13 protein-coding genes are annotated in these 15,595 nt (G+C 61.0%); 7 read left to right on the forward strand and 6 right to left on the reverse strand.

Features of this window, described 5'->3' with window-relative positions; all coding sequences use genetic code 11:
* The first annotated feature begins 154 nt into the window (after positions 1–154).
* The 3 genes from J5M66_RS12565 (at position 155) to J5M66_RS12575 (ending at position 1,883) form a co-directional block, all read left to right on the forward strand.
* Positions 155–1,069: a LysR family transcriptional regulator gene (locus J5M66_RS12565; protein WP_016774850.1), complete on the forward strand. Its 915-nt coding sequence runs from the start codon at positions 155–157 to the stop codon at positions 1,067–1,069.
* A 143-nt stretch (positions 1,070–1,212) separates the two neighbouring features.
* A complete protein-coding gene (locus J5M66_RS12570; RefSeq protein ID WP_123442394.1) occupies positions 1,213–1,503 on the forward strand; it encodes a type II toxin-antitoxin system ParD family antitoxin in 291 nt (96 codons plus the stop codon).
* A gap of 2 nt (positions 1,504–1,505) precedes the next feature.
* Entirely contained in the window at positions 1,506–1,883 is a 378-nt protein-coding gene (locus J5M66_RS12575) for a type II toxin-antitoxin system RelE/ParE family toxin (protein WP_207808867.1), read from the forward strand.
* Positions 1,884–1,961: 78 nt separating this feature from the next.
* Here J5M66_RS12575 and J5M66_RS12580 read toward each other — a convergent pair whose 3' ends face one another.
* The 3 genes from J5M66_RS12580 to gcvA form a co-directional block, all read right to left on the reverse strand.
* On the reverse strand, positions 1,962–2,723 hold the full coding sequence (locus J5M66_RS12580; RefSeq protein ID WP_122881639.1) for an SDR family oxidoreductase: 762 nt from the start codon (positions 2,721–2,723) through the stop codon (positions 1,962–1,964).
* 29 nt (positions 2,724–2,752) lie between these two features.
* Positions 2,753–3,580, reverse strand: a complete 828-nt coding sequence (locus tag J5M66_RS12585; protein ID WP_122881640.1) for a DMT family transporter — start codon at positions 3,578–3,580, stop codon at positions 2,753–2,755.
* Positions 3,581–3,655: 75 nt separating this feature from the next.
* Positions 3,656–4,561, reverse strand: coding sequence for a transcriptional regulator GcvA (gene gcvA, locus J5M66_RS12590; protein WP_207808869.1), 906 nt, complete (start codon positions 4,559–4,561; stop codon positions 3,656–3,658).
* Between the two features lie 370 nt (positions 4,562–4,931).
* Between gcvA and mexE the strand changes: the two genes are divergently transcribed.
* From mexE to J5M66_RS12605, 3 genes are read left to right on the forward strand one after another with little or no spacing between them, the layout of a single operon-like run.
* Positions 4,932–6,185, forward strand: a complete 1,254-nt coding sequence (gene mexE / locus J5M66_RS12595; RefSeq protein WP_039761553.1) for a multidrug efflux RND transporter periplasmic adaptor subunit MexE — start codon at positions 4,932–4,934, stop codon at positions 6,183–6,185.
* A 15-nt stretch (positions 6,186–6,200) separates the two neighbouring features.
* Positions 6,201–9,392 carry an efflux RND transporter permease subunit gene (locus J5M66_RS12600; protein WP_122881642.1) on the forward strand — a complete coding sequence of 1,064 codons (3,192 nt, stop codon included), beginning with the start codon at positions 6,201–6,203 and terminating at the stop codon, positions 9,390–9,392.
* Positions 9,389–10,810: a TolC family protein gene (locus J5M66_RS12605; RefSeq protein ID WP_016774854.1), complete on the forward strand. Its 1,422-nt coding sequence runs from the start codon at positions 9,389–9,391 to the stop codon at positions 10,808–10,810. The genes J5M66_RS12600 and J5M66_RS12605 overlap by 4 nt, the downstream gene beginning before the upstream one ends.
* A 201-nt stretch (positions 10,811–11,011) precedes the next feature.
* On the opposite strand, the gene J5M66_RS12610 is transcribed toward J5M66_RS12605, so the two are convergent.
* Genes J5M66_RS12610 through J5M66_RS12620 form a run of 3 tightly spaced genes read right to left on the reverse strand, consistent with a single transcriptional unit; the run spans position 11,012 to position 14,292 of the window.
* Complete coding sequence (locus J5M66_RS12610) at positions 11,012–11,962, reverse strand: HlyD family secretion protein (protein ID WP_160769339.1); 951 nt, start codon at positions 11,960–11,962, stop codon at positions 11,012–11,014.
* Positions 11,963–11,966: 4 nt separating this feature from the next.
* A complete protein-coding gene (locus J5M66_RS12615) occupies positions 11,967–12,167 on the reverse strand; it encodes a DUF1656 domain-containing protein (RefSeq protein ID WP_016774855.1) in 201 nt (66 codons plus the stop codon).
* Entirely contained in the window at positions 12,157–14,292 is a 2,136-nt protein-coding gene (locus tag J5M66_RS12620; protein WP_207808871.1) for an FUSC family protein, read from the reverse strand. Before J5M66_RS12620 ends, J5M66_RS12615 begins: the two co-directional genes overlap by 11 nt.
* A 170-nt stretch (positions 14,293–14,462) precedes the next feature.
* Between J5M66_RS12620 and J5M66_RS12625 the strand changes: the two genes are divergently transcribed.
* A complete protein-coding gene (locus J5M66_RS12625; protein WP_122611339.1) occupies positions 14,463–15,518 on the forward strand; it encodes a tetratricopeptide repeat protein in 1,056 nt (351 codons plus the stop codon).
* Positions 15,519–15,595: the final 77 nt, after the last annotated feature.

Below are 15,595 nucleotides of genomic sequence, written 5' to 3' on the forward strand. Positions count from 1 at the left end.
GCATTGGCAGAATCCATGAAAAAAGGCCTGCCACCGTCGCAGTAAAGCTGAATTTTCCGGTGCAGAGTACCAGCCTTTCCCCGTAAGATTCATGCCGGCCATTGTTCTCATATGGTCGCCCTCGTCAAGTTTGATGACTCTGCCAGGACTCCAGATGAATCGTAATGACCTGCGTCGTGTCGACCTGAACCTGCTGATCGTGTTCGAAACATTGATGCACGAACGCAGTGTGACTCGGGCCGCGGAAAAATTGTTCCTCGGCCAACCGGCTATCAGTGCGGCCTTGTCGCGCCTGCGCAGCCTGTTTGACGATCCCTTGTTTGTCCGCACCGGCCGCAGCATGGAGCCGTCCGCCCGCGCGGTGGAAATCTTCGCCCTGCTCTCGCCCGCCCTTGATTCGATCTCGACCGCCGTCAGTCGCGCCGCCGATTTCGATCCGGCGACCAGCACATCGGTGTTCCGCATTGGATTATCCGACGACGTCGAATTCGCCCTGCTGCCGATGCTGCTCAAGCGCCTGCGCGCCGAAGCACCAGGCATCGTCCTCGTGGTGCGGCGGGTCAACTACATCTTGATGCCGGGCCTGCTCGCCTCCGGCGAGATTTCGATCGGCGTCAGCTACACCACCGACCTGCCGGCCAACGCCAAGCGCAAGGTCCTGCGCCGCAGCGCACCGAAGCTGCTGCGCGCCGACACCGTGCCGGGGCCGCTGAGCCTCGACGACTACTGCGCCCGACCGCACGCACTGGTGTCGTTCGCTGGAGACCTCAGTGGTTTTGTCGATGAAGAACTGGAAAAACTCGGACGCAAACGGCACGTGGTGCTGGCAGTGCCACAGTTCAACGGACTCGGCACGCTGCTGGCGGGCACCGATATCGTCGCGACCGTGCCGGATTACACGGCTGAGGCACTGACGGCGGCTGGTGGGCTTCGTGCTGAAGATCCGCCACTGCCGACGCGTACGTTTGAACTGCACATGGCTTGGCGTGGCTCGCAGGACAACGATCCGGGAGAGCGGTGGTTGAGGTCGCGGATTCAGATGTTTTTCGGGGATCCGGATAGTCTTTAGGTATCGTCGGCTAGGGTGCTTTATCGGAAGTACCGTAGGACGCACCCCGTCGGAATCAGATCCCGATTCAATATCCGGACGGGCAAATTGGCATAATATGCCAATGTTCGTAACTACCGGTTTGGCCAGCACTGGAGATAATTATGGCGACCCGAAACGTAGTGCTCACTCCTCACCAGGAACAGGTTATTCATGACCTTGTCCAGTCAGGCCGGTATCAGAATGCCAGTGAGGTAATGCGCGAAGGCTTGCGGCTGTTGGAGCAGCGCGTCGCCGAAGATACCGCCAAAATCGAGGCACTGCGTCAGGCGACCTCGATCGGCATCATGGATCTTGAGCGTGGGCGTTTTACTCAGGTGAACGAAGGGGATCTGGAACGTTACCTTGAAGGCTTGAGCCAGGAGGCTACCCTCCCCGCGCGCGAGAAACACTGAGGATGCCGCGATATCGGATTTCCAACCCCGCGCGCGCCGACATTGTCGACATACTCAGACTCTCCCATACCCAGTTCGGCGACCAGGCCCGCCAGCGCTACCAAGCGCTGATCCTTGCAGCGCTGCAAGCGCTGGCCGACACGCCTTATCGCATTGGCAGCCATGACCGCGATGAGCTTGCACCAGGCCTCCGCAGCTATCACCTCATCTATTCACGCCAGCAGGCGAAACCCACTTATGGAACGGTCAAGAGCCCGCGCCATATCGTGTTCTATCGCGTGGCAAATGACGACGTGATCGAGGTCGTCAGACTCCTTCATGACGCCATGGAAGCGCATTTGCACTTGCCTGCGGCTGAACGACCTGACCCCATGACCTGACTGGCCAAGAACAGGAAGATCAGGCGCCCCCTCTGAATCTGGACCCTGAAATCCCTTTAGCCTCTTTCCCGACCCGAATCACTTGCCGCCAGTCACATCCAGAAAAGTACCCGTGACAAACGAGGCCTCCGCGCTGGCCAGCCACAAGATGGCCCGCGCCACCTCTTCCGGCTGACCGCCCCGCCCCATCGGGATCGTGTCCTTCACGCGATCCACCCGCCCCGGTTCGCCGCCGCTGGCGTGCATGTCGGTATAGATGTGCCCCGGGCGAATGCAGTTGACCCGAATACCCTCGCGCGCGACTTCTTTGGCAAAGCCGATGGTGAAAGTTTCCAGCGCGCCTTTCGATGCTGCGTAGTCAACGTATTCATTCGGGCTGCCCAGGCGCGCCGAGGCAGAAGAAACGTTGATCACAGCCCCACCTGTGCCGCCGTGCCGATAAGCCATGCGCTTCACCGCTTGCTGCGCGCACAGGATCGGTCCCAGAGCATTGACCGCGAAGATGCGCTGCATGCGTTCAAAGCTCAGGTCCTCCATGCGTGACTGTTTTGCCAGAACGCCAGCGTTATTGACCAGAACGTCGATCCGTCCAAATGAGCGATCGAGAGCCGAGAACAGTTCAGCAACCTGCTCGGGGTCAGCACTGTCAGCACGCACCGCGAGGCCTTTGCGCCCCAATGCTTCGATATCCGCCACCACCGCCAGCGCGGCGGACTCGTTGGCGACGTAGCTGATGGCGACGTCGTAGCCTTGCGCGGCAGCGAGTCGGGCGGTGGCGGCGCCGACTCCGCGACTGCCGCCGGTGATCAGAATCAGCGGGGCCTGCGAAACGTTATCCATGCGACGTTCTCCTGAGCAGTTGGGCTGTGTCAGCCGATGATGATGGCGCCGCTGGCGATGACCACGCACGCCAGCATCCTGCGGACGGTGAGCTTTTCACCGAGGAACAAATAGCCGAGCAATGCGGCAAACAACACGCTGGTTTCGCGCAAGGCCGACACCGCACCCAGTGGCGCTTCGTTCATGGCGTAGATAACGATTGCGTAGGCCAGCAACGAGACCAGTCCGCCGACCGCAGCGGTCAGCATTCCGGGCCGTACGGAAAACAGACTGCGAGCATCGCGCAGGCCGATATACACCAATGGCATCAACACACCCCACAGGGCGCTCATCCACACCGTGTACGCGAGCGGCGCACCGGAAAGCCTGGCGCCAATGCCATCGACGACGCTGTAGGCAGCGATGAAACAACCGGTGCCCAGCGCATACGGCAGGCTCGGCACCGACAGGCTGCGCCCGCGAAAGGCCAGGGAAATGATTCCGCCGGATACCAGACCGATGCCGAGCAGCTCAGCGGGAGTAATGGTTTCGCCGGCAAACAGCGCGGCGCCAAGGGTGATCAGCGCCGGTGACGAGCCGCGGGAAATCGGATAGATCTGCCCAAGGTCGCCGACCCGATAGCTGCGCACCAGGAACAGGTTGTAGCCGACATGCAGCAGTGCCGAGAGCAGCGCATACCCCCAGCTCTCAGGTGCAGGCGCGGCCATGAAAAAGGTGGCAATGAGGCAGACGATGGCGATGGCCACGCACATTATTGTCATCGACCAGAGCCGATCGGCACCGCCGCGCAGCAGCGCGTTCCAGCTGGCGTGCAGGAGCGCGGCGAACAGAACGAGGAGTACGAGATGGATTGGCATGCGGCATTTTAGTCATCGCCGCAGCCCACATTACAGAGAAGTCTCTTCATCCAGTCATGAGCAATACCTCATGACTCAGTGCTGCGCGCCCTGCACTTTCAACGCCTCACCGAGCAACCACTCGCGAAATTTGAGGATATGCGGCTGGGCTTCGATGCCTTTGGGACAGACGAAATAATAGGCAAGCGGCGATGTGAACGGCACATCGAACAGCCTCAGCAAGCGGCCGTCGCCGATTTCATTTTCGACATGCCCACTGCGCACCAGCGCCACACCCTGGCCGAGCAACGCAGCTTCCACCGTCATATTGGTATCACCAAACCTGACGCCTTCGCGCAGCGGTAAAAACTCCAGCCCGACGGACTGAAACCACACCTCCCATTTCGGCGCCAACTCGGCGCCGTCGCGGATAAGTAACGGCATCTGCAGCAACTCCGCGGGACTGCCCGGCGTGCCGACGCGCTGCAGCAGTTCGGGGCTGGCCACGGGAAACACTTGCTCCCCAAACAGAAACTCCGAATACAGACCGGGATAATTGCCCTTGCCCAAGCGAATGGCGACATCGGCTTCGCCGCTGGCGAAATGGATGATCTTGTCCGTGGTGTCCAGCGACACCAACAGCTCCGGGTGCAGGCGCGACAGGTTCGGCAAGCGTGGCAGCAGCCACTTCAACGCGAACGAATAGGTGGTGCTGACGGTCAGGCGAACCCTGTCCTTTTGCTCGCGCAGATCCTCCAGCGTGGCCTCGAGGCTCATGAAAAACTCGCGCACGATCGGCGCCAGCGTCGCCCCCGCTGTTGTAAGGCGTAACGCCTTGCCGCGCTCGAACAATTGCAATCCCCAAAGTTCTTCCAGATGCCGGAGCTGATGACTGACAGCGCTTTGGGTCACGTGCAGTTCTTGAGCGGCAGCCGTGAACGTCGGGTGCCGGGTGGCCACTTCGAAAGCCCGCAGGGTCGCGGTCGGGGGCAGGTCTCGCATAAAAATGATCCGGGGACGGTAAATATCAGAGCATGAGGTTACGCTCATGTTAGAGCGAAACTCCCTTGATTGCCCATTCCGCGACATTGGCGTATTGCTCCGGCAAGTGGGCGAGGTGCTGATAGCAGCGCGGCATTTAATCGCCGGATAATCCTCCGCGCGCAGCTTCGGTCGCGATCATTGCAGATCAAGCAACACAGAATTGCCTTCAGGCCGATTGATAGCCCCCTAACGAAATGTGCATGCTAGAGGGCTGCCTCGGCGCTTATATCATTCCGAATGATAGTTACCTTTGCTTCATTCGATTCGTGCCATCACACCTGCGCCGAGCATCATCCGCCCATCTTCAATACTTCGGCGGATTGCATCCATGGAACAATCACTCAAACATTTGCGCTTCCCGTTGGCCATGCTGGCCGTACTGGTGATGAGCGCCTGCGGCAAAACTCCGGAGACTGCCGGCGCCCCGCCCGCTGCCAAAGTCAGCGTGGCCAAGGTGCTGGAACAACCGGTCAACGAGTGGGACGAATTTACCGGGCGCCTCGAAGCGCCGGAAACCGTTGAAATCCGCCCACGGGTTTCGGGCCAGATCGATCAGGTCGCGTTCACCGAAGGCGCGCTGGTCAAAAAAGGCGACCTGCTGTTCCAGATCGACCCGCGTCCGTTCCAGGCCGAGGTACGCCGCCTCGAAGCTCTGGTTGCTCAAGCCCGCGCCACCGCCACTCGCAGCGAAAACGAAGCCGCTCGCGGCGAACGCCTGCGTACCAGCAACGCCATTTCCGCTGAACTGGCCGACTCGCGCACCAGCGCCGCCCAAGAAGCCCGCGCCGCCGTTGGTGCCCTGCAGGCACAACTGGACCTGGCCAAACTGAATCTGAGCTTCACCCGCGTGACCGCACCGATCAGCGGCCGCGTCAGCCGCGCCGAAATCACTGCCGGCAACCTGGTGACCGCCGACACCACCGCGCTGACCAGCGTCGTCTCCACCGACAAGGTCTACGCCTACTTCGACGCCGACGAACGCGTGTTCCTCAAATACACCCAACTGGCCCGCAACGGTCAGCGCGGCGCCACCACACCGGTGTACATGGGCCTGTCCAACGAAGACGGCAACCCGCACCTCGGCCAGATGAACTTCGTCGACAACCAGGTCAATCCGAAAACCGGCACCATCCGTGGTCGCGCAGTCTTCGACAACGCTGACGGCACCTACACCCCTGGCCTCTACGCTCGCTTGAAACTGGTCGGCAGCGGCACCTACAACGCCATGCTGATCAATGACGAAGCCGTGGGCACTGACCTGGGCAAGAAGTTCGTGCTGGTGATGGATGGCGACAACAAGACTGCCTACCGTGCCGTCGAACTCGGTCCGAAGATCGAAGGCCTGCGCATCGTCCGCAACGGCCTGAACAAGGACGACACGATCATCGTCAAGGGTCTGCAACGGGTTCGTCCTGGCTCACCGGTCACCCCTGAGGTGATTCCGATGGCCAGCGAGCAGACCCTCGCCGCCCTCGCTCAACAACGTCAAGCGCTGGAAGCCAGCAACCTGCCCAAAGTTGCCCCTGCCAAGGGCGCATCGGGTTCGGCTGCGAAGCTGGCCGCTACGACCCCACGCGGTTAAGGGACGACAACTCCGATGAATTTTTCCCAATTCTTCATTTCCCGGCCGATCTTCGCAGCGGTGCTGTCGCTGTTGATCCTGATCGCCGGTGCGATCTCGCTGTTCCAGTTACCGATCAGCGAATACCCGGAAGTCGTGCCGCCGACCGTGGTCGTGCGCGCCAACTTCCCGGGGGCCAACCCCAAAGTCATCGGTGAAACCGTGGCCGCTCCGCTGGAGCAGGCCATCACCGGCGTCGAGAACATGCTGTACATGTCCTCGCAATCGACCGCTGACGGCAAGATCACCCTGACCATCACCTTCGCCCTGGGCACTGACCTGGACAACGCGCAGGTGCAGGTGCAGAACCGGGTGACCCGGACCGAGCCGAAGCTTCCTGAGGAAGTGACGCGCATCGGTATCACCGTCGACAAGGCTTCGCCCGACCTGACCATGGTTGTGCACTTGACCTCACCGGACAAGCGCTACGACATGCTGTACCTGTCCAACTACGCAATCCTGAACATCAAGGATGAGCTTGCTCGCCTCGGTGGTGTCGGTGATGTGCAGTTGTTCGGTATGGGCGACTACTCGTTGCGTGTCTGGCTCGACCCGAACAAGACCGCTTCGCGCAATCTGACCGCGACCGATGTGGTGACCGCGATTCGCGAGCAGAATCGCCAAGTGGCCGCCGGTCAACTGGGCGCGCCCCCTGCCCCGACCGCGCAAAGCTTCCAGCTGTCGGTCAACACCCAAGGCCGTCTGGTTTCCGAGGAAGAGTTCGAGAACATCGTCATTCGTGCAGGCGATGACGGTGAGATCACTCGCCTGAAGGATATTGCACGCATTGAACTGGGTTCCAGCCAATACGCCTTGCGCTCGCTGCTGAACAATCAGCCGGCGGTGGCAATCCCGATCTTCCAGCGTCCCGGCTCCAACGCCATCGACATTTCCAACGAAGTGCGCGGCAAGATGGAAGAGCTGAAGAAAGGCTTCCCGCAGGGCATGGATTACAGCATCGTGTATGACCCGACGATCTTCGTTCGTGGCTCGATCGAGGCGGTGGTGCACACCCTGTTCGAAGCGCTGATCCTCGTGGTGCTGGTGGTGATTCTGTTTCTGCAGACCTGGCGCGCCTCGATCATTCCGCTGGTGGCGGTGCCGGTATCGTTGATCGGTACGTTTGCGGTCATGCACCTGTTCGGCTTCTCGCTCAACGCCCTGTCGCTGTTCGGCTTGGTGCTGGCCATCGGCATCGTGGTGGATGACGCCATCGTCGTGGTGGAAAACGTCGAACGGAACATCGAACTCGGACTGACGCCGGTCGAAGCGACCAAGCGCGCCATGCGTGAAGTGACCGGGCCGATCGTGGCCACGGCACTGGTGCTGTGTGCAGTGTTCGTCCCGGCGGCATTCATTTCCGGCCTCACCGGGCAGTTCTACAAACAGTTCGCACTGACCATCGCGATCTCGACAGTGATCTCGGCGTTCAACTCGCTGACCCTGTCGCCAGCGCTGGCTGCTGTGCTGCTGAAAAGTCACGACGCGCCGAAAGACCGCTTCTCGAAAGTGCTCGACAGAATCTTCGGTGGCTGGCTGTTCCGTCCGTTCAACCGTTTCTTCGACCGTGCCAGTCATGGCTACGTCGGCACCGTGCGCCGGGTCATCCGCAGCAGCGGCATCGCCCTGCTCGTGTATGCAGGCCTGATGGTGCTGACCTTCTTCGGTTTCTCCAGCACGCCGACCGGTTTCGTACCCGGCCAGGACAAGCAATACCTGGTGGCCTTCGCGCAATTGCCGGATGCCGCGAGCCTGGATCGCACCGAAGACGTGATCAAGCGCATGTCCGACCTCGCGCTGAAACAGCCGGGCGTGGAAAGCGCCGTAGCGTTCCCGGGCCTGTCGATCAACGGCTTCACCAACAGCCCGAACGCCGGCATCGTCTTCGTGACCCTGAAACCGTTCGACGAGCGTAAAGACCCGAGCATGTCCGCCGGTGCGATTGCCGGTGCCTTGAACGGCCAGTACGCGAACATTCAGGAAGCGTACATGGCGATCTTCCCGCCACCGCCGGTACAAGGCCTGGGCACCATTGGCGGTTTCCGCCTGCAGATCGAAGACCGGGGCAACCTCGGCTACGACGAGCTGTACAAAGAAACCATGAACATCATCAACAAGAGCCACAACGTGCCGGAACTGGCCGGCCTGTTCACCAGCTACACGGTGAACGTGCCACAGGTCGATGCCGCCATCGACCGTGAAAAAGCCAAGACCCACGGCGTGGCCGTCAGCGACATCTTCGACACCCTGCAGATCTACCTGGGTTCGCTGTATGCCAACGACTTCAACCGCTTCGGGCGCACCTATCAGGTCAACGTTCAGGCCGAACAGCAGTTCCGTCTTGAATCCGATCAGATCGGTCAGCTGAAAGTACGCAACAACAAAGGCGAGATGATCCCGCTGGCGACCTTCATCAAGGTCAGCGACACCTCGGGACCGGATCGCGTGATGCACTACAACGGCTTCATCACCGCTGAAATCAACGGTGCCGCAGCCCCGGGCTATAGCTCCGGCCAGGCGGAAAAAGCCATCGAGAAACTGCTCAAGGAAGAACTTCCGAACGGCATGACCTACGAGTGGACCGACCTGACCTACCAGCAGATTCTGTCCGGCAACACCGCGCTGTTCGTGTTCCCGCTCTGCGTGCTGCTGGCGTTCCTGGTGCTCGCCGCACAATACGAAAGCTGGAGCCTGCCACTGGCGGTGATCCTGATCGTACCGATGACCCTGCTGTCGGCCATTACCGGTGTGATCATCTCCGGCGGTGACAACAACATCTTCACCCAGATCGGCTTGATCGTACTGGTGGGACTTGCCTGTAAAAACGCGATTCTCATCGTCGAGTTCGCCAAGGATAAACAGGAAGAAGGCCTCGACCCGCTCGCAGCGGTGCTGGAAGCCTGCCGCCTGCGTCTGCGGCCGATCCTGATGACCTCCTTCGCGTTCATCATGGGTGTGGTTCCACTGGTGTTCTCCAGCGGTGCCGGTGCCGAGATGCGTCACGCCATGGGTGTGGCGGTGTTCTCCGGGATGCTCGGGGTGACCTTCTTCGGTCTGCTGCTGACGCCAGTGTTCTACGTACTGATCCGTAACTTTGTCGAACGCGGCGAGCAGCGCAAAGCAGCCAAGGCGCACACTCTTCAAAAGCCACTGGAGGCGCAACAATGAGTCTGAAAGTCTTCCTGCCGAGTCTGCTGGTGCTGGCCCTCAGCGCCTGCGCCGTCGGCCCCGACTACAAGACCCCGGCCACGGAGGCGGCCAACATCACGACCGCCACCGACGGCGCCGCCGGACAAAAGAACTTCGACCGCTCGAAATTCGAAGGCATCTGGTGGCAGCAATTCGATGATCCGACCCTGAACCAGTTGGTGAGCCAGTCGCTGCAAGGCAACCGTGAACTGCGCGTGGCGTTCGCCCGCTGGAAAGCCGCCCGGGCAATCCGCGACGACGCCAGCAATGACGCGATGCCGACCATCACCAGCCGCGCCAGCAGTGACCTGGGCAAGGGCCAGATTCCCGGCCAGACCACCGACCGGGTCAATAGCGAACGTTATGATCTCGGTCTGGACATGGCCTGGGAGCTCGACCTGTTCGGCCGCATCCAGCGCAATCTGGAAGCCAGTGATGCCGACCAGCAGGCCGCCGAAGCCGATCTGTACCAACTGCAAGTCACCATGATTGCCGAACTGGTCGACGCCTACGGTCAACTGCGCGGCGCCCAGCTGCGGGAAAAAATCGCCGTGGCCAACCTGAACAACCAGCAGGAGTCGCGCAAGATCACCATCAGCCTGCGTGACGCCGGTGTCGGTGATCAGCTTGATGTCGAGCGCGCCGATGCGCGTCTGGCCAACGTCGAAGCCACCGTGCCGCAGTTGCAGGCGGAACAGGTTCGGCAGAAAAACCGTATCGCTACCCTGCTCGGCGAACGCCCGGACAAACTGACCGTCGACCTGAGCCCGAAAGATCTGCCGGCCATCGCCAAGGCGCTGCCAATCGGTGATCCGGGTGAACTGCTGCAACGTCGTCCGGACATCCTCAGCGCCGAGCGGCAATTGGCTTCGGCCACTGCGCGCATCGGCGTGGCCAAAGCCGATCTGTTCCCGCGGGTCAGCCTCAGCGGCTTCCTCGGCTGGACCGCCGGGCGTGGTTCGCAGATCGGTTCTTCGGCAGCCAACGCCTGGGCGCTCGGCCCGAGCATCACCTGGGCGGCGTTTGACCTCGGCAGCGTCCGTGCCCGTTTGCGCGGCGCCGATGCTGACGCCGAAGGCGCGCTGGCCAACTACGAGCAACAAGTACTGCTGGCGCTGGAAGAATCGGAAAACGCCTTCAGCGATTACGGCAAGCGTCAGCAACGCCTGATCTCGCTGATCCGTCAGAGCGAATCGAGTCGCAAGGCTGCTGACCTGGCAGAAATCCGTTATCGCGAAGGCACCACCGATTTCCTCGTCCTGCTCGACGCCCAGCGTGAGCGCCTGAACGCCGAAGACACTCAGGCCCAGGCCGAAGTCGAGCTGTATCGCGGCATCGTCGCGATCTACAAGGCCCTCGGCGGTGGCTGGCAACCGGAGACAGTCGCCAGCAAGTAAAGGTTGTTAAAGAGCTCCTTTGGTTGGCCGCAACCAACCAAATTTTTTGCCCCGCGTATCATTCGGTCGCGGGGTTTTTTTATGCCTTTGTGCAGCACTGGGTTTCTTGTGGGAGCGAGCCTGCTCGCGAAAGCGTCAGGTCAGACATATCAGCGGTGGCTGATACTCCGCCTTCGCGAGCAGGCTCGCTCCCACAGGGGATCAGCGGTGCTCCTCCAGGACGGTGACGGTGGCGGTTGTACCGGCGCGCAGGCGATGCTTGCCGGCAAAGTCGCCATCGATGCCGATACGCACCGGCACCCGTTGCGCCAGTTTCACCCAGGTGTAACTCGGGTTGATGTTCGCCAGCAGACGACTGCCCGGCGCGTTTTCGCGGTCGGCGATGGCGAAGGCGATGCTTTCTACCGTGCCGCCGAAACGCTCACCGCTCATCAATTGAATGCGTACCCGATCACCCTCCTCGATTCGCGGCAGCTTGGTTTCCTCGAAGTAACCACTGACATAGAACGAATCGCTGTCGACCAGCGCCAGCAGTGCCCCGCCCGCCTGTGCGTAATCACCCTGGCGGGTCAGCAGGTTGGTCACGTAACCGCTCACTGGCGATTCAACGCGGGTGCGCTGCAAGTCCAGTTCGGCTTGGGTCAGCGCGGCAATTGCCAGTTGCACATTGGCTTCGGCCAGCCCGAGGTTGGCCTGATTGCGCAACAGATCCGCCTGGGCAACCGCCACGTCGGTACTGGCCTTCTCCCATTCTTCACCGGAAATGGCGAAGCCCTGCTTCAGCGCACGGCGGCGGCGTTCCTCGCTTTGACGTTGTTTGAGCAACGCTTCACTGGCGACGATTGCCGCTTGCGATTGCCCCAGCGACGCCTTGGACACTTCCACCGAACGCCGGGCGTGCTCGACCGCCAGTTGATAGCGCGCCGGATCGATCTCCAGCAACAATTGGCCCTTGTCGACATGCTGGTTGTCCTGCACTGCCAGTTTGACGATTCGCCCCGAAACATCCGCCGACAGCGTCACCACATCCGCCCTCACCCGAGCATCCCGTGTCCACGGCGCGCGGGTGTAATACTCCCAGGCGAACCAGCCGAGGACGATCGCCAGGATCACCACTGCCACGGTCATCATTCGTGCAACTAGTGCTTTCAAGACATCAGGCTCCCATCAACAGAATCAGCGTGGCGCAGACACAGGCATACAGCGCGCCTTCGAACAGTGCTTCATGCCACACCAGGCGCAGCACGCCGAGGCGCCGCAGACACCAGTCCAGCAACATGAAAATCGGAATCGCCAGTAACAGTGCCTGGGCAATCGGCGGCAGATAAACCCCGCCAATTTCGAAATCAATGGGCAAGTTGCGGTTCTCCTTCCAGGCCTTGAGGTTGCAAATATTCGCCGTGCCGCTCGAGGAACGACACCACAATCAGCAGCGCCACACGCATGCGAAACACCGACCAAAGATGTTCATGACTGGTGGCGTGCAGCTCGTCCAGCTCATCTCCGAGTTGGTGCAACGTGGCCAGCAGCGCCGCAAGCTGGACATCGTCGCGACCGGCAACCAAACGACCAGTCTTGCGCAACGCCGACGCCAGGCGTTGGCCGAACGCATCGGTGAGCAAACCATTGTTCTGCGCCTGCTGCCGCAGCTGATGCATCGCCACGCCCAAGGCCACGCATGCCAGGCTGATTTCATACAAGCGCTGCATGGCACGATCGTTCGCCGCTGGCAGCAGGCCGAGCATGCTGGTCAGGCGATCGGTCATCCGACTCTCGAAAGCGAATTGTTGTTCATCGGTCGCAGGCAATTTGCTCAGCTGGTACACCTGCTCCCGCGCTTCGCCGTACAGGCGGCGGATGCGCAAGCCCGGGCGGAACGGGAAGATCAGCGCATAAACGATCAGGGCCAGCATCGCTGCGCTGACGTAGGCGCCGGCGAATTCGAACCATTGGATTGCCGTATTCTGCCCAGTACCGGTGTTTTGCGGCCCGAGCATGAGAAAACTCGACAGCCCAAGGCCCATGCCTATGCCGGCGGTGGCCGGACTGGAAATTCCCACGGCAATGGCATAAAGCAGCGGCGCCAGCAGCAAGGCCAGCAGCTCGAAATCACTGATCGCCGGCACCAGCATGAATTGATAGAGCGCCGACACCACCAGCGCCAGACCCAAGCCTCGCGCATAGCTTTGCGCAGCCATCAGCGGACGCGGAAAAGTCGCCATCAGCGAGCAGAGAATCCCCACCAGAATCATCCCGCCGCGCGCGCCATCCCACGCCGTTTCGATCCAGATCAACCCGCTGACCAACAGCGCGGTAAAGGCACGGATCGCATTCATCGAGGCCAGGGTGAAATCCAGATGCAACGGACTGCTCTGGCCGCGATAGAGACAACTGGCCGGGCGCCCTTCCTGAATCGCGTCGCTCAGTTCGAGGATCTGCTCAAGTTGCTGCAACAGGCGCGCCTGCTCCCAACGCAGCGCCCAAGCCAATGAACGCAGGGTCGCGCTCATGTTCTCGGTCTGCTGCTCGGCCTTGTACGCCAATGCTTCGAACTGTTGCTGCAAGGTGACGAAACGCTGCCGATCGGCGCCAGACAGCGCGCGGCCCTGTTGCGCCAGTTGCTCAAGCAACGCCAGTTCCTCGGCACGCAGCTGCTGGACCTCCAGCGGCAGATCACCCTCCCAGCGTTCGATGAGCAATTCGCGCTGATGACGCAGCGCGGTCAGGCGCGAGGTCAGCAGCATCAGTTGATTGCCGAGCAGCAATACCAGGTTGTCGGCATCGCGCAAACGTGGGGCATCGAAATACAAATGACGTCGTAAACCTTCCAGTGCGCTGATCTCGCCGAGCAGCTGCATCTGCCGACGCTGGAAATCGGCTTCGCTTTCTTCCGTGCGAAGCACTTCGGCGGCGTGGCTGGCGGCCAGTTTTATGACCTGATCGATTTTGGTGAAATAGCCCTTGGCGACGGCTTCAGGCCGGGCCGTCAGCAAACTGACCACACAGACACAGGCAACCGCCAACAGGGTTTCGGTGACGCGGGTGACCGCCAGCAGAAAGGTGCCGTCCTGATCCGGAATCGCCAGCAAGGCCACCACGACTGCGGTGTAACCACTGAGCACGAACGCCTGGGAGCTGGTGTAGCGCAACAAGGTGCCGCCCGCCGTGCACAGCGCCAGCCACAACGCCAATGTCGTGATGAACGGCAGCGGCGCCTGAGGGAAAATCGCCATGATCAGCACCGCCACCGCCGCACCCACCGTGGTGCCGATCACCTGGCCGAAACTGCGCGCCAGTGCCATCCCTGCCAGTGGCTGGCTGACGATCACCACGGCCATGATTGACCACTTCGGCTGTTCGAGATCGAAGATGAACGCCAGATAAAGGGTCAACAGCCCGGCGGCGATGGTCCGCAGGGCAAACAGCAGAACAGCCTGACCGGGATGGATCAAAGCCTTGAAATAGGTGTACAGCGCAGACATGGGCACTCTCTTTAAAACGACTTCTGCAAGCGTAGACATTGCAGCAAAAGCCTGACGGATTTCACAGTCGACACGTGTTGTAGGACGATTCGCTGGCAACGGTTTGACTCACGCGCCAAGCTGAACGAAGCTTGCCGCTCTGCTCAAGTTCGAAGCTTTCGGAAACCCGCATGACTCAGTCCCGCCGCAACCTGCTGATCGGCTTAGGCCTCGTACTGATCCTCGGCGTCGTCTGGCTGTCCTGGCGCAGCAGCACTCCGACCATCCCCGATGCTATCAAACATGGCTACAGCGAAGCGCTGAACGCCGCGCGCACCGGTGAACCCGGAGCGGCGCGCCAGTTGTACCAGCAATTGGGCCGCCCGGACATCTCGGTCAAGCGCCGGGTCTGGCTGCATGGCGAGTTGCCCAATTACCCCAGTCCGCAGGCGTTGAAGCTGGCGGACATCGACTTGCATCACGAAGCGCCGCAAGTTCGCGTCGCAGCGATCAAAAGCATCGTCGGTCTGGTGCCCGGCGGGCAGCGCAGTCTGCTGCTAGGACCGTTGCTTGATGATGAAGAACAAACTGTCCGTTTCGCCGCGATCAATGCCCTGCTCGGCCTGGCCCCGGACGAGCTCGGCCTGTATTTCGCACCGCTACAGCAGGCCATCGACGGCTGGCAACAGACCCTGGAAAGCCAGCCGGAAAGCGCCGCCAACTATGCGCAACTGGCCCGTCTCTATATTCACAACGCCGAATACAAACAGGCCCAACAGGCTTTGGACAATACCTTGCGCCTGGAACCGGGCAACCTGCCGGCGCTGGTCATGCAGATCGATGTGCTCGACCGCCAGGGCCAGAGCGATGCCGCTCGCCAGTTGCTCGCCCGCCAACTCAAGGCGCAGCCCGATTCGGCCTATCTGCAACATGCCCTCGGCCTGTGGCTGCTGCACCACGGCCAGCGCGAATATGCCCTGCTCGGCCTGTCCAAAGCGGTCGAACTGGAACCGGACAACAAGGATTATCGCTACGACCTCGCCACGACACTGCACAGTGCGGAAGAACTGGAAGCGGCGCAGAAACAATTGCAGGAAATCGTCCAGCGCCACCCCGCCGACCGCAAGGCGCGAGTGCTGTTGATCAACTATTGGAAGGAAAGCGGCCAATTGCAGAATGTGCAGATCCTGCTGGCGCAACTGGAGCAGCTGAATCCGGACGACCCGGCCCTGCAACAGGGTCTTTAATCAAGGTAAAGCGGGTGCAATCAACCACCTGTCGAAAGAAAAAGCGGAACCGTGAACATGCCCTGAGGTCAAGTTAT

This window comes from Pseudomonas sp. 67(2021) (assembly GCF_017491835.1).
Taxonomy (GTDB): domain Bacteria; phylum Pseudomonadota; class Gammaproteobacteria; order Pseudomonadales; family Pseudomonadaceae; genus Aquipseudomonas; species Aquipseudomonas atacamensis.

Excerpts from the sequence above, each read along its gene's own strand:
- J5M66_RS12620 (WP_207808871.1), bottom strand. The coding sequence starts at position 14,292 with ATGTCTGCGCTGTACACCTATTTCAAGGCTTTGATCCATCCCGGTCAG.
- J5M66_RS12575 (WP_207808867.1), top strand. The coding sequence starts at position 1,506 with ATGCCGCGATATCGGATTTCCAACCCCGCGCGCGCCGACATTGTCGAC.
- J5M66_RS12600 (WP_122881642.1), top strand. The coding sequence starts at position 6,201 with ATGAATTTTTCCCAATTCTTCATTTCCCGGCCGATCTTCGCAGCGGTG.
- J5M66_RS12605 (WP_016774854.1), top strand. The coding sequence starts at position 9,389 with ATGAGTCTGAAAGTCTTCCTGCCGAGTCTGCTGGTGCTGGCCCTCAGC.
- mexE (WP_039761553.1), top strand. The coding sequence starts at position 4,932 with ATGGAACAATCACTCAAACATTTGCGCTTCCCGTTGGCCATGCTGGCC.
- J5M66_RS12565 (WP_016774850.1), top strand. The coding sequence starts at position 155 with ATGAATCGTAATGACCTGCGTCGTGTCGACCTGAACCTGCTGATCGTG.
- J5M66_RS12585 (WP_122881640.1), bottom strand. The coding sequence starts at position 3,580 with ATGCCAATCCATCTCGTACTCCTCGTTCTGTTCGCCGCGCTCCTGCAC.
- gcvA (WP_207808869.1), bottom strand. The coding sequence starts at position 4,561 with ATGCGAGACCTGCCCCCGACCGCGACCCTGCGGGCTTTCGAAGTGGCC.
- J5M66_RS12625 (WP_122611339.1), top strand. The coding sequence starts at position 14,463 with ATGACTCAGTCCCGCCGCAACCTGCTGATCGGCTTAGGCCTCGTACTG.
- J5M66_RS12570 (WP_123442394.1), top strand. The coding sequence starts at position 1,213 with ATGGCGACCCGAAACGTAGTGCTCACTCCTCACCAGGAACAGGTTATT.
- J5M66_RS12580 (WP_122881639.1), bottom strand. The coding sequence starts at position 2,723 with ATGGATAACGTTTCGCAGGCCCCGCTGATTCTGATCACCGGCGGCAGT.